The organism is Chryseobacterium sp. TQ-BC-N36 (assembly GCF_058382295.1).
This window is the reverse complement of sequence record NZ_CM178175.1, coordinates 4,376,390-4,389,421: the sequence shown is the minus strand read 5'-3', so window position 1 is coordinate 4,389,421 and position 13,032 is coordinate 4,376,390. Positions and strand designations below refer to the sequence as shown.

Here is a 13,032-nt window from a genome sequence, read left to right as displayed (position 1 = left end):
GTATGACAGTCAATACAGGAATAAAAGTTTTATCCTCATTAATTATTCTGACTTGCTTCTCATTAAAAAACAAAAGATTTGAAAGCAGGTCAGAATCTTTATTTCAAAAACATTCTGATACAGTTACACAGGAAGAAGCAGACAAATACTTTCAGGAACAACAAAAATATTTTGATTCTACCTGTAAGGCCGAAACAATAAAAGCTGAAGCGGATATTAAGAAGAATAAACTTGTTTATTTTCATTATTTCGGAATGGTAAAAAGCTACAGAAGCAATGATGAAATGAATATTCTTTTAAAAAAACACAATATCGAAGTAGATTCTGCACTTTATTATTGTACCGTTCCACAGGAGCTTCAAAATTGCTACGCTAAAGTAATGTCAAAGGAAATTAGGAGAAAGTTTGGCCCAAAGTTTATTGACTCTTTAAGACAGGTTGCAGATATACAGTATGTAGAAAAGAATTCCGATAAGCTCTATGATTTTGAAGAATGTGATACTATTTCAAGATATCCGGGAAGTAAATCCTACCGAAGTTTTTTTAAAGATTATAAAAGGGGGTTTTGGAAGAATGTACAATATCCCGATGAATTTGAATATCGGAAAGGCAAAGATTTTTATTCTTCCATTTCTGCGGAATTTACGCTTCACAAAGACGGGACGGTCTCAGATATAGACATTGACCTTGCTTTTCATAATAAAAAGAATTATAAGTACGCCTCTTACTTTATCAACGAAACTAAAAATTTTATAAAAAAGACAAAATGGATTCCTGCCAAAACCATGGGAATAACAGTAAATAGCAGGGTTCCTCTTACACTATTTTTTAAATAACAATGAAAAAAATTATTACAGCAACATTATTATCAGTCTTTGGAGCAATATATGCACAAAAAGGCCACGCAAAACCACAAGCCAATAAAATAGACAACAAACTTGTCGGCCTATGGAAAGGAAGCGAGAAAGACCAACAGATAGCAGGGATGGAAAAACGATGGGTGATGGAAAGAAAAGCAGATGGTACTTTTATGCTTATTTTTACCACGATTCAGGATTGCGAAGTCGATCAATTTATTGAGAGAGGCCAATGGTGGATTGAGAAGGGAGAATTTCATGAGCTCCACTTTAATTCAGGGAAAACAGACATATACACTTACAAAGTCCTGGACCCTTCCCATGTAAAATTTGATTCAAAGGAGCAGGCATTGGATATGGCAACTGATACCTATAGCTTTGTTGATACTAAAATTGATGAAGACAATCAGTAAGATATAATCAGAAGCATTCTTTAATCAGAGTGCTTCTTTTTTATGTTTCAGCGAAAGCCGATGAAGAATTTTGTTTTTCTATTTCTAAAAGGCTAAAGCCCGTCCTTATTGAATTCAAAATGCATCTTTTCAAATCCGAAAGTAGATCATGTTTAAACGTTAATCAAAAAATTAGCTGTATTAAACGGTCAGGATTCATTATTTTTGCATTTCAAATTTTAAATACAATATATGGACTGTCCATGCTGTTCAGGAAAATCCTACGAAGAATGCTGTAAACCTTATCACACCAGAGAAAAACATGCGCCTACCGCTGAAGCTCTGATGCGTTCAAGATTCTCCGCCTTTGCTATTCCGAATGGTGAATATCTGATGGAAACCACCCTTCCGGGAAAAAGAAAGTATCACAATAAGAAAGATCTTCAGGAATGGGGAGAAATCAATCAATGGACAAAGCTGGAAATCATAAAAACGCCTACTCTTAATCATGTAGAATTTAAGGCTTATTATACTGATCAGGATGGCCATCCACAAATTCATCATGAGTTTTCTGTTTTTCAGAAAATGCATGAGCGCTGGTATTATGTTTCAGGGGAATTTTTGGATTAATAATGAAATCCAATTGATACAAATAAAAAATGTCCGATTTTTCGGACATTTTTTATTTTTAGTGAGCATCAGTTCCGTCAATTCCGTGAGCGTGACCGTGTGCCAATTCTTCTTCTGTAGCCGGACGGGTATTTAAAACTTCTACCTGGAAGTCTAAAACTTTCCCTGCCATTGGGTGGTTAAGATCTGCTACCACAACTTCAGGAGTAATTTCTACTACAAATGCCTGGAAGTTGTTTCCCTGGTTGTCAGATAAAGGCAAAATAGCTCCTACCGGCGGAAGTCCTGATTCTTTAAACATCTCCACTGGTAATTGAGCAATAGCATCTGGCTGTCTTTCTCCGTAAGCTTCTTCAGGCTGAATCACAAAAGCCGCTTTGTCGCCAGCTTTTAAGCCTAAGATATTTTGTTCAAATTTTGGAATCATCATTCCCACACCATACAAAAATGTAAGCGGATTTTCTGTTGTTGTCTCTTCTACAAGAATCTTACTTCCATCTGGTTCGATAGTGTGAAGTATATACTTTACAGCTACAACGTGATTGTTTTCAATTGTCATATTTTTCTTTTTTTCGTGATTTTGTCTCACGATTAATGATACAAATATACTGTTTTTGAAATGATTCAGTGAGCTTGGAAGCCGGAGGTTGGAAGAGGGATGCTATGAAAGAATTAAAGAAATGGAGATCTTCTTTTTACAGCCTTTATTTTTTTCTACTTTCGTCTCTCTTTTTTTGTCTTAGCATAAAGAGATACAGACTCTCCACTTTTGTTCTGGCCCAAGGTGTTCTTCGCAGAAACTTCAGGGAAGAATTGATGCTTGGGTTATCTGTAAAACATTTTATATTGATCTGTTCGCCAAGCCTTTCGAAACCTTCATAGTATTCTACCAGTTCTTCCAGGATCGCATCCAGCCTTTTTCCGTGTAGAGGATCTTTGGACTGTTGTTCCATATTTTATTTTTATTTTTTTGAATCTTGAGTATCTTTATTTTCTGTCTTCTTATTTTTTTCCAGTTGATAATTCGCTATCTTTTTAAAGGCCTCGGTTGTCATTACAAATGCCCTATTCGATTTATGATTCCATATACTAGCATACTTTTTGGAAACTGTTGTATAGGTTTCCCATCCTGTAAGATTTTGGTATAGCATAAGAGTACAAATATCCGTAGGTGTAATCTGCTGCCAGTTATCTAAAACATGAGAATGAACTCCACTTGCATCACTACCTTTACCCATATTAGCTATATCATGTACAATTATTCCTTTATGTAGTTTTTCAACATTTTTTACTTCATTATCTTTATTAAAAGTTAACAAATAGTCATTGCCGAAAATAATCACATTATTTACAGAAGCTCCAGTGAGAACATAGACTTTCTTAGAACCTTTCTTAATGATGGGTACCAGATTAAAGTTTGCATTATTATACCGTTTAAAAATGGTATCATTATTTATTCTGATAAGCGCTTTCTGTCTGATGGTAAAATAATCCGCTTCAACAGATGTAAAGTCCCTTTCAGATAGATCAATTTTTGCGTTAGCAGGATTATAATTAGTAGGGAAAGAAATTGTAGCCACTACTTTATTCTGTTTGGAGAAGAAAATACATTTTGGAACATCATCCAGATAAGAAAAATATCCTCCTATATTTTCCATATTTTTAAAATTCTCTTTTAGTATATCGGTGCCATACCAACTTGCCATTTCGCTGCGATATAATGCTAAACCTTCCTCTGTTACTTCCTCTGATATTTTTTCCAGATCCTGAGCATTAATACATATATTTAAAAGAGCTAATAAAAATGTTAAAAAGAATTTCATGAATATTAATTTTCATCAAAAATACTAATAAAATAAATCTACCAGAAAAAGATTTATATGGGAGCTTTATCCATTTTTGACCTACATTTCCACCTGCATGTTTGTGTTTTGTTTCTTATTTTTGAAAAAGATATTTCTTACCATACCATTATTTGTTTCAAAAAATATGAGCAAAAATAACGAAGCCAACAGGAAAAAAAATAAAAAGAAAATTGACCAGAAAAAACGTAAAATACAAAATGCTGAAGCAGAAAGAAAAGCAAGGTTAAAACAAATCCGGGAAGATTTCAAAGCAAGAGAAGCTGACAATAAGCTATAAATTGTTTTATCCGAATTAAGGAAAACCTTATTTTTAAAAATTAAGTATTCTCTATCTTTACATTGTAATAGCTGCAAAATAATTCTCTACGAAGCAAGCTGAAAATTATGCTGCATATATTCTTTTTAATTCTCAAATTTAAATTATGAAAATTCTCCACACTGCCGACTGGCATTTGGGTAAACGCCTTGACCGTTTTTCCAGACTTGAAGAACAGGTTTTGGTTATGAATGAAATTGTTCAGATCGCTGACGAGCAAAACGTTGATTTAATTTTAATTGCCGGTGATCTTTTTGACAATTTCAATCCAGGTGTAGAGGCCGTTGAACTTTTTTATAAAACATTAAAACGTTTATCACTGAATGGTAAACGTCCCGTCATTGCGATTTCCGGCAATCATGATTCTCCAAGCTTAATCAATGCTCCTGATCCTCTGGCGCGGGAATGCGGAATTATTTTAATCGGCCATCCTAAAACTGAAATTACACCTTTCGGAACAGAATATTTCAACATTACCAACTCAAAAGAAGGTTTTATAGAACTGAAAATTGACGGAATAGATTTTCCTGTAAGAATCCTTCATACCCCTTTTGCCAATGAGATCCGGTTAAAAGAATATTTCGGTGAAAATAAAGAAGAGGAAATCAACAAAGTGCTTTCTCAAAAATGGAAAGATCTTGCAGATCAGTTTTGTGATCATTCCGGAGTTAATCTTCTGACAGCTCATTTGTATATGAATAAAAGAGGAGCTGAAATTTTAGAAGAGCCTGAGGGAGAAAAACCTATTAAAATCGGAAATGCTGACCTCATTTTTTCAGACAGCATTCCTGAGCAGATTCAATATACAGCACTGGGGCACCTGCATGGTTTTCAGAATATCGGTACGAAGGAAAAGCCTGTGATTTATTCATCCTCACCTCTCTGCTACAGTTTCAGTGAAGCCGGACAGACAAAATATGTCTCTATTATTGATGCGGAACCGGGAAAAGCAGTTAGCTATGAAAAAAAAGCTTTAAAAAACGGAAGAACTCTGGTCAGAAAAGCCTTCACTTCTGTAGAAAATACTGTTCAGTGGCTGGGTGAAAATCCCAATATATTTATTGAACTCATCCTGGAAAGTGAAACTTTTTTAACGGCTGATGAAAGGAGATTAATCTATCAGTCTCATAACGGAATTGTCCACCTTATTCCAAAAGTAAAAAATAAAGAATTTACAGAACAACAAGTTCATGAAATCAACCTAAATCAAAATATCGAATTATTATTCAAAGATTATTTTAAATCTAAAAACGGTGGGCAGGAAGCTAATGAAGAACTGATGAATTTGTTTAACGAAATTTTAAATGCATAACTCATGATCCCTGTTCAATTAACTATCGAAGGACTTTACTCTTACCGGGAACGTCAGACCATTGATTTCAGAAATCTTACTGAAGCGGGATTGTTTGGGATTTTCGGGGCGGTAGGCTCCGGAAAATCTTCAGTTCTTGAAGCCATTTCGTTTGCCTTGTATGGAGAAACAGAACGCCTGAACATGCGTGACAAAAGGGCTTACAATATGATGAATTTAAAATCAAACAGTTCTTATATAGAATTTGATTTTGTGAATTATGAAAATAAACTCTTCCGTGCCACCCGTGATTTTAAACGGAATTTAAAAAAGTTCGAAGAAGTAAAACCTAATGCGGTTACTTTTTATGAGTTTATCAATGGTAAATGGATTCCTTTGGATCACTCGAATGCAGAGGTTATTATCGGCTTGAGTTATTCCAATTTTAAGAGAACCATCATTATTCCGCAGGGACAGTTCAAAGAATTCCTTGAGCTGGGTGCTGCAGAAAGAACGAATATGATGAAAGAGATTTTTAATCTTCAGAAATTTGACCTTCAGAACAATGTTTCTGCTCTGAATGTAAAAAACAGATCAGAACAGGATCAGCTGGAAGGGCAGCTTAAAGGATTTGAAGACATCAATGAAGAGAAAATCAACATTCAGAAAGAACAGCTCACAAAAGAACAGAAAATTCTTTCTGAATCCAATGAAAAACTGGAGAAAATTTCCCAGACGTATCAACAGCTGAAAAACTTGAAAAGTGACTTCGACAGTTTACAGCAGAATAAAGAAAAATTCAATCAACTTACAGAGAAAAAACCTCAAATAGATGCTCTGGAGGCACAGGCGGAATTATATGATCGTACTTTCAGACTTTTTAATCCTCTAATTATTGAAAAAAATAAACTTTCAAAAGAGATTTCTGACAAACGAAATGAAAAAGAACAGCAAGTTAAAAACTGGCAGGAAACTGAAAAAGCTTTTAATATCATAAAGGAACAACTTACAGTTCTTGAACAACAGTTTAAAGCTTTAGAGCAATCCAGAATTCAGGAAAACGATTTGAATCTTATCATTCAGATTATAAAGTTTTATGAAGAGATTAAGATTTTGAATGAAAGAACTCAGAAAGGTTCCGAAAAAGTAAAAGAAGTAAATGTTAATAAAGAGAAAATTCAAAAAACGATTGATGAGCTTTCTGCACAGATTAAAGTCTTAAAGGAACAAAAACTGGATTCTGCACTACTTTCTGAAATGGGCAACTGGTTTATTCAACAAAAGAATTTAAAAAAATCACTGCAGGAACAAACCGAAAAGGTTGAGAAACATCAAAAGCAGATTGGAGAAATTGCAGAAGAATTAAAGCCTTTTGATTATACCGAGAATTATAAAGAAGGTTTCAAAAGCAGGAAAGAAGCTTTAGAAGCAAAGAAAAAGGAACTTTCGCAGAAATTGGATCATCGTAAAATACAAAAAGAGCTTTCCCGTTTCGCCAGTGAACTTCATGATGGTGAAAACTGTCCTCTTTGTGGTTCTAAAGAGCATCCGCATATTGTAGAATTTCATAATATAAATGCTGAACTGCTGGAAATTCAGGAGAAGATAACATCCGTGGAACAGGAAACGGCTGCTATTCAAAAGCAGGAAGCAGAAATCGACAAAATTCTGGATCGAAAAAAGATCTTCGAGGAACAGCTTCTTTCGGAACAAAAAATTGTTCTTCAAATTCAGGAAAACATTGAAAAACATATCCTGAATTTCACCTGGAAAACATTCTCTCCTGATCGGGAAGAAGAATTTGAAAAAAAACGTTCTGGTTCTTTTACACTGGAAAAAAAGATTGAAGAAACGGAGCGCAATATAGCTTTAGAAAGGGAAAATATGGACAGAGAAATCAAAACTCTGGAGAAATATAAGAACGCCTTGGAGGCTTTCCGTCTGGAAGAAGTTTCGAAGCAGGAACAGATCAATATCAGTCGTTCCGGTCTTAAAATCCTGGATTGGAACCTGTATACTCAAAAAGAAAAAGCTGAGATTGAAGAAACCTATCAAACACTGGTACAATCCAACAAAGAAACAGAAGAAAGTTACCAAAAAGCATTAGAGCAGGAAAAAATTCTTTCACCAAAATTGGCAGAGCAAAAAGCGATTGTCAGTCAGTCTGAGAAACAGATTGCAAATCTTGAAAAGGAAATTGCCATTAATGAAGACACGATCATCAAAGCTTTGGCAAATCAAAATTTCAAAGAGTTCAAAGAGGTTGAGAATATTTTACTTCAGGAAATCAATATTGAATTCGTGAGAACGAAAGTTCAGCATTTCAAAGTCGAATTTGAAGCTTTAAAAAAATTCATCGGAGAGTTGGAATTGAAACTGAAAGGCCTTTCATTTGATAATGAGCAGTTTTCTCTGACCGAAAAGCAATTCAATGAGGTACAAATCGAACAAAAACAGATCAGTGATTCTGTAGTTACAAAAACCGCTGAAATAGACCGACTGGAAAAAGAATTTGTAAAAAAACAAACTCTTTTAAAAGAATTAACAAAACTTCAGAAGCGTTCGGGCAATTTAAAAATCATGATGAATCTGTTTAAAGGAGCTGGCTTTGTACAATATGTTTCGTCTATTTATCTGAGACAGCTTTGTGATCATGCCAACGTACGTTTCCACAGAATGACCAGAAACCAGCTGAGTCTGCAGCTTAATGAAAATAATGATTTCGAAATTATAGATTACCTCAACGAAGGGAAAAGCAGAAGTGTAAAAACGCTTTCAGGCGGACAGGCCTTTCAGGTATCTTTGAGTCTGGCTCTGGCTCTGGCAGAAAGTGTTCAGGCCAATGCACAGGCTGATAAGAACTTCTTCTTTATTGACGAAGGCTTCGGAACCCAGGATACAGAATCTGTGAACATCGTATTTGAAACCCTCACCAATCTGATGAAAGAAAATAGGATTGTAGGTATTATTTCGCATGTTGAAGAACTGAAAGAAAAAATTCCTACGGCTCTCAATATTATCAAAGACGAAGAAAGAGGAAGTCTGATTGAAATTATTTAATTCAATATATTGTAAATAACAAAAGCCACAAAAGAAACAAATCTTTCGTGGCTTTCACACCTCACAAACTTCCCTGTTACAGTCCTTTTATAACAGGCTTCACTTCATTTCCAAACAATTCTATAGATTTCATCATTACATCATGTGCAGGATCTCCCACATCCATATGCCCGATAAATCTTGTGATTCCGAAAATTTCTTTCATATAAGCAATTTTATCTGCTACTTCAGATGGACTTCCGATAAACAGTGCACCGTCTTTGCTTCTTCCGCCTTCATACTGTGCTTTTGTGTAAGGAGCCCATCCTCTGGAAGCCCCTATTCTATCCATCTGGGATTTATAGTTATGGAAATATCCATCAACTACTTTCTGATCATCGCTCACAAAAGTGTGTGAATGAATGGCAATCTGCATCTTCGAAACATCATGTCCTGCTTTCTGATACTCTTGTTTATAGAATTCGATCAGATTCCTGAATTGGATAGGCATTCCTCCAATAATGGCTACCACTAAAGGCATTCCCAATTCCGCCGCACTTAAAACAGACTGCGGAGTACCACCCACCGCTCTCCAGATAGAAAGTTTTCCGTCATTTTTTGCCCGTGGATACACGGTTTGGTTCTGCATCGGAGCACGAAGTTTTCCAGACCAGCTTACATTTTCTTTAGAATTGATTTTCAACAATAATTCTAATTTTTCGTCAAATAGCTGTTCATAGTCATTCAATGAATAACCGTACAGCGGAAATGATTCAATGAAACTTCCACGTCCCACGAATATCTCTGCTCTTCCGTCTGAAATAAGATCAAGTGTTGAAAAATCTTCATATACTTTTACCGGCTCTGAAGAACTTAAAACAGTTACTCCACTGGCCAACTTTATATTTTTGGTAATACTTGCCGCGGCTGCCAAAACTATTTCCGGAGAAGAAACAGCATAATCCGGACGGTGGTGCTCTCCCATTGCGAAAACATCAATTCCTACCTCATCCATTAATTTTACCTGATCCAGTATTTCACGGATCTTAGTTCCTGCATCTCTATATTTCCCGGTTGACTGGTCAAAAGCTAGGTCACCGAACATTCCTATTCCTAATTCCATATTGTTGATTTTAGTAATACAAAGTTACCACTATGGAAAATCAAAAACATTGATGTTTGTTAAGATCGAAAAGTTACTTTTTTAAAACACAAATAACACTAATGTATCACTAATAACACGAAAGTGTCATTGCGAGCAAAGCGAATTGTGCTTTTGTTGGAAAACGCAAAGACGCGAAAGGATCTTTATCTTCATTCTGTTTAAGGCGCAAGAAAATCGAAGATTTTCAGCAAAGGTCAGTTCTTATAGTACTAGGGATTATAAAATTTTATCGCAGATAAAATCTTTGCGCCTTACGAAATCCATTAATAATCTTGCGCCTTTGCGTTTCCAAAAGATTAGCAAAAACAAAAAATCCAGCCTAAAACCAGGCTGGATTCTATTATTATTTTTTCAGATATAAATCAAAATAATCTGTGATTTTCTGCATCAGGTGAACCCTGTCTTTTCCAATCACATTATGCGGATGTCCCGGATAGGTAAAATAATCCAGCTGAACGCCGTTGTCAACAGCCGACTTGATGAATTTGATAGAATGCTGCCATACCACCACATCATCCTGTGCCCCGTGGATCATCAGTAATTTTCCTTTCAGGTTCTGAACTTTATCCAAAAGATTGGCTGCGGCATATCCCTGCGGGTTTTCCTGTGGCGTATCCATATATCTTTCTCCATACATGATCTCGTACATGCTCCAGTCGATCACAGGTCCTCCAGCTACCCCTACTTTGAACACATCCGGCTTGCGGAGCATAAAACTTGTCGTCATAAATCCTCCGAAACTCCATCCATGGATTCCCATTCTGTCTCCGTCTACATAAGGAAGAGACTTTAGATACTCTACTCCTTTCATCTGGTCGTTCATTTCTGTTGTTCCCAGATTTCTGAATACAGCCTGCTCAAACTTCAACCCACGGTTGGAAGAACCTCTTCCGTCCATTGTGAAAATGATGTATCCGTTCTGAGCCATGTATTCATACCAAAGGTTTCCTGAAGCCGGAAAGCTGTTTGTGACCAACTGTAAGTGCGGACCATTATACAGATAGACAATTGTTGGATATTTTTTGTTCGGATCAAAATTCGTTGGAAGAATAATTTTTCCATATAAAGCAGTTCCATCATCTGCCTTTAATTCTACATTTTTGATTTCCGGTCTCTGATAATTCTTTAATGGATTTTCAGAAGTAAGAATATTGGTAGTCTTTAAATTGGCTGTATTGATGATATTGGCAACTCTAGGTGAATTGGCATTGCTGTAGGCATCATACAGGTAGTTTCCATCACTGCTCAAAGTTCCGGCGTGCATACCTTCCGCACTGTCCAGTCTCTGCATTTTGAAATTCGTCCAGTTGATTCTGTATAAATGTCTTTCCAAAGGAGTCTCTTTCGTAGAGGTAAAATAGATTTCCTTTTTCTTTTCATTAAATCCTAAAATATCTGTTACCAGCCAGTCTCCTTTCGTAATCTGTGCAATCAGTCCTTTTTCCAGACTATAATGGAACAGATGATTATATCCTGTTCTCTGGCTTTGCCATATAAAATCTGTGTTGGAATTTGGGAAGAAAGTAAGTGGATGTTGCGGTTCCACGTATTTGCTGTCTGTTTCTTCAAACAGTGTTTTTACCAATTCTCCTGTAACAGCATCATATTGGTTCATCTTCATATGATTTTGCCCTCTGTTCAGAACTCCTACAAAGATGTATTTTGAGTCCGGGCTCCAGGTAACTGCCGTCAGATACTGATCTTTTTCCCCTTCGATTTTCAGAAAAGCAGTAGATTGAGTTTTGATATTGAAAACCCCAAGTGTTACCTGATGGGAAGTCTGACCAGCCATCGGGTATTTGATATTGTGATTGACAGCAGGCGTTACAGACCAGTCGATGATCGGGTAATCTGCTACCATGCTCTGGTCCATTTTATAAAATGCTACACTCTCAGAGTTTGGAGCAGGGAAAATTCCGGTATCAATCCCGAATTCGTTTCTGTGAACCGCCTGTCCGCTGATGATATTTTCGTTGGTTTCGTTGGTTACCGCAATGGTTTTCCCACTTCTGTTTACAAATAAATTATTCTTCGCGGTAAAAGCAAAGGTTTGGTTATCACCAAACATTTTTATGTTGGCAGCGTCCTGATCTATAACAGCTGTACTTTTTACTTTCCAGTCATTTCCTGATCTTTCAATCCATGACATTTTACCACCGGTCGTAAAATAACCGTTAGAATTTCCTGTAAATTTGATAGATGGAACAGTTTTCAGCTTATCATTGGATAGGTTTCTGTTCAGTTGGCTCAAGGAGACCAGGGTATCCTGTCTGTTAGTTTTCAGATCTGTAATCAGATAACCGCCTTTTACAGCCTGTATGTAAGATTTTCCATCTGCAGCCCACGAAAACTGGGAAATATTTTTCACGGCAAGGTTGGTTCTCATTCCATTTACAGCCTCCGCCATCGTAAATTTCTGGGTCTGGGCAAAGGCTGAACTGCCTAAAACCAGTATCAATAAAGAAAATTTATGTAATTTCATCGTATAAAATTGAATCCACCAAAAATAAGAAATAAAAACCATCCGTTAAGAAATGTTAAATTAAAACATTTGTAAAATGGAATTTAAGCATTGAAAGAAATTATTTCTTAACTTAATGGTAGATTTTTTAAAGGGATTAGAATAAGTCAATGGTGAATGGTCAATCCGCTACGCTTGTCAAATTTTTATTGTTGAAAAATTATAGTATTCACCATTCACTTGCGAAGCAAAATTGACGATTGGATGTTAAAAAGCAATTGTGAATAACCAATCCGTTAAGATGTCAAATTTTAATTTCAGACAGCTACAGTATTCACTATTCACTTGCAAAGCAAAATTGATGATTGACAAAAGAACTCATTTCTTATCCTATATCAATGTCTTGTATAGGTACGCTGTCCTAAATTTGCATCATTAATAACAAACAAAAAATACAAAATACAATGGCAACAAAATGGATTTTAGACCCAACGCATAGCGAAATTACTTTCAAAGTAAAACACATGATGATCTCTAATGTAAAGGGAAGCTTCAGAACTTTCACTGCTGAAATTGATTCTGAAGACGAATTCTTTGCTAATGCAAAAACGACTGCTACCATTCAGACAGACTCAGTTTTTACTAACAACACAGACAGAGATAATCACTTAAAATCTGCTGAATTCTTCAATGCTGAAGTACATCCTACAATCACTTTTGAATCACAGGCATTAAACAATACTGTTGTGGGTAATCTTACCATCAACGGAATTACAAAGCCAGTAACGCTTGACGTGGATTTCGGAGGAATTAATGTAGACCCATGGGGAAATACAAAAGCAGGTTTCTCTTTTGAAGGGAAAATCAGCAGAAAAGACTTCGGATTAAACTGGAATGCAGCTCTTGAAGCAGGAGGTGTAATGGTAAGCGACGATGTAAAAGTAGCTGGTGAATTACAGTTTGTAAAACAAGCATAGTTAATAACACACATTATAAAAGGTTCAGGGATTTTTCTA

At 35.9% G+C, this 13,032-nt stretch carries 12 protein-coding genes; 7 read left to right on the top strand and 5 right to left on the bottom strand.

Features of this window, described 5'->3' with window-relative positions; translation table 11 throughout:
• Positions 1 to 2: 2 nt before the first annotated feature.
• The 3 genes from AC3FI7_RS19740 to AC3FI7_RS19730 all read left to right on the top strand — a co-directional run bounded on the left by AC3FI7_RS19740 (position 3) and on the right by AC3FI7_RS19730 (position 1,879).
• On the top strand, positions 3 to 836 hold the full coding sequence (locus AC3FI7_RS19740; protein ID WP_291904370.1) for a hypothetical protein: 834 nt from the start codon (positions 3 to 5) through the stop codon (positions 834 to 836).
• Positions 837 to 838: 2 nt separating this feature from the next.
• Positions 839 to 1,270, top strand: a complete 432-nt coding sequence (locus AC3FI7_RS19735; protein WP_491460744.1) for a hypothetical protein — start codon at positions 839 to 841, stop codon at positions 1,268 to 1,270.
• A 231-nt stretch (positions 1,271 to 1,501) separates the two neighbouring features.
• Positions 1,502 to 1,879: a YchJ family protein gene (locus AC3FI7_RS19730; RefSeq protein WP_491460743.1), complete on the top strand. Its 378-nt coding sequence runs from the start codon at positions 1,502 to 1,504 to the stop codon at positions 1,877 to 1,879.
• 58 nt (positions 1,880 to 1,937) lie between these two features.
• On the opposite strand, the gene AC3FI7_RS19725 is transcribed toward AC3FI7_RS19730, so the two are convergent.
• From AC3FI7_RS19725 to AC3FI7_RS19715, 3 genes are all read right to left on the bottom strand, one after another.
• A complete protein-coding gene (locus AC3FI7_RS19725; RefSeq protein WP_041462100.1) occupies positions 1,938 to 2,438 on the bottom strand; it encodes an FKBP-type peptidyl-prolyl cis-trans isomerase in 501 nt (166 codons plus the stop codon).
• 145 nt (positions 2,439 to 2,583) lie between these two features.
• The gene (locus AC3FI7_RS19720; protein ID WP_142724272.1) at positions 2,584 to 2,832 is read right to left on the bottom strand and encodes a VF530 family protein; all 249 of its coding nucleotides are present in this window, start codon (positions 2,830 to 2,832) and stop codon (positions 2,584 to 2,586) included.
• Positions 2,833 to 2,841: 9 nt separating this feature from the next.
• A complete protein-coding gene (locus AC3FI7_RS19715) occupies positions 2,842 to 3,702 on the bottom strand; it encodes a hypothetical protein (protein WP_343661342.1) in 861 nt (286 codons plus the stop codon).
• Positions 3,703 to 3,868: 166 nt separating this feature from the next.
• On the opposite strand from AC3FI7_RS19715, the gene AC3FI7_RS19710 reads away from it, so the two are divergent.
• From AC3FI7_RS19710 to AC3FI7_RS19700, 3 genes are all read left to right on the top strand, one after another.
• Positions 3,869 to 4,021 (top strand): hypothetical protein, encoded by a 153-nt coding sequence (locus AC3FI7_RS19710; RefSeq protein WP_171006328.1) that lies wholly within the window; start codon positions 3,869 to 3,871, stop codon positions 4,019 to 4,021.
• A gap of 145 nt (positions 4,022 to 4,166) precedes the next feature.
• Positions 4,167 to 5,372 carry a metallophosphoesterase family protein gene (locus AC3FI7_RS19705; protein ID WP_491460742.1) on the top strand — a complete coding sequence of 402 codons (1,206 nt, stop codon included), beginning with the start codon at positions 4,167 to 4,169 and terminating at the stop codon, positions 5,370 to 5,372.
• Between the two features lie 3 nt (positions 5,373 to 5,375).
• Complete coding sequence (locus AC3FI7_RS19700; RefSeq protein WP_491460741.1) at positions 5,376 to 8,411, top strand: AAA family ATPase; 3,036 nt, start codon at positions 5,376 to 5,378, stop codon at positions 8,409 to 8,411.
• A 76-nt stretch (positions 8,412 to 8,487) separates the two neighbouring features.
• Here the strand turns inward: AC3FI7_RS19700 and AC3FI7_RS19695 are convergent, their stop codons facing one another.
• Positions 8,488 to 9,513 carry an LLM class flavin-dependent oxidoreductase gene (locus AC3FI7_RS19695; protein WP_142724275.1) on the bottom strand — a complete coding sequence of 342 codons (1,026 nt, stop codon included), beginning with the start codon at positions 9,511 to 9,513 and terminating at the stop codon, positions 8,488 to 8,490.
• Between the two features lie 385 nt (positions 9,514 to 9,898).
• The gene (locus AC3FI7_RS19690) at positions 9,899 to 12,037 is read right to left on the bottom strand and encodes a S9 family peptidase (RefSeq protein ID WP_491460740.1); all 2,139 of its coding nucleotides are present in this window, start codon (positions 12,035 to 12,037) and stop codon (positions 9,899 to 9,901) included.
• A 443-nt stretch (positions 12,038 to 12,480) separates the two neighbouring features.
• On the opposite strand from AC3FI7_RS19690, the gene AC3FI7_RS19685 reads away from it, so the two are divergent.
• On the top strand, positions 12,481 to 12,993 hold the full coding sequence (locus AC3FI7_RS19685; RefSeq protein WP_002983653.1) for a YceI family protein: 513 nt from the start codon (positions 12,481 to 12,483) through the stop codon (positions 12,991 to 12,993).
• The last annotated feature ends 39 nt before the right edge of the window (positions 12,994 to 13,032 follow it).

Coding starts and splice junctions, on each gene's coding strand:
- AC3FI7_RS19735 (WP_491460744.1), top strand. CDS start 839: ATGAAAAAAATTATTACAGCAACATTATTATCAGTCTTTGGAGCAATA.
- AC3FI7_RS19690 (WP_491460740.1), bottom strand. CDS start 12,037: ATGAAATTACATAAATTTTCTTTATTGATACTGGTTTTAGGCAGTTCA.
- AC3FI7_RS19705 (WP_491460742.1), top strand. CDS start 4,167: ATGAAAATTCTCCACACTGCCGACTGGCATTTGGGTAAACGCCTTGAC.
- AC3FI7_RS19715 (WP_343661342.1), bottom strand. CDS start 3,702: ATGAAATTCTTTTTAACATTTTTATTAGCTCTTTTAAATATATGTATT.
- AC3FI7_RS19730 (WP_491460743.1), top strand. CDS start 1,502: ATGGACTGTCCATGCTGTTCAGGAAAATCCTACGAAGAATGCTGTAAA.
- AC3FI7_RS19695 (WP_142724275.1), bottom strand. CDS start 9,513: ATGGAATTAGGAATAGGAATGTTCGGTGACCTAGCTTTTGACCAGTCA.
- AC3FI7_RS19725 (WP_041462100.1), bottom strand. CDS start 2,438: ATGACAATTGAAAACAATCACGTTGTAGCTGTAAAGTATATACTTCAC.
- AC3FI7_RS19685 (WP_002983653.1), top strand. CDS start 12,481: ATGGCAACAAAATGGATTTTAGACCCAACGCATAGCGAAATTACTTTC.
- AC3FI7_RS19700 (WP_491460741.1), top strand. CDS start 5,376: ATGATCCCTGTTCAATTAACTATCGAAGGACTTTACTCTTACCGGGAA.
- AC3FI7_RS19720 (WP_142724272.1), bottom strand. CDS start 2,832: ATGGAACAACAGTCCAAAGATCCTCTACACGGAAAAAGGCTGGATGCG.
- AC3FI7_RS19740 (WP_291904370.1), top strand. CDS start 3: ATGACAGTCAATACAGGAATAAAAGTTTTATCCTCATTAATTATTCTG.
- AC3FI7_RS19710 (WP_171006328.1), top strand. CDS start 3,869: ATGAGCAAAAATAACGAAGCCAACAGGAAAAAAAATAAAAAGAAAATT.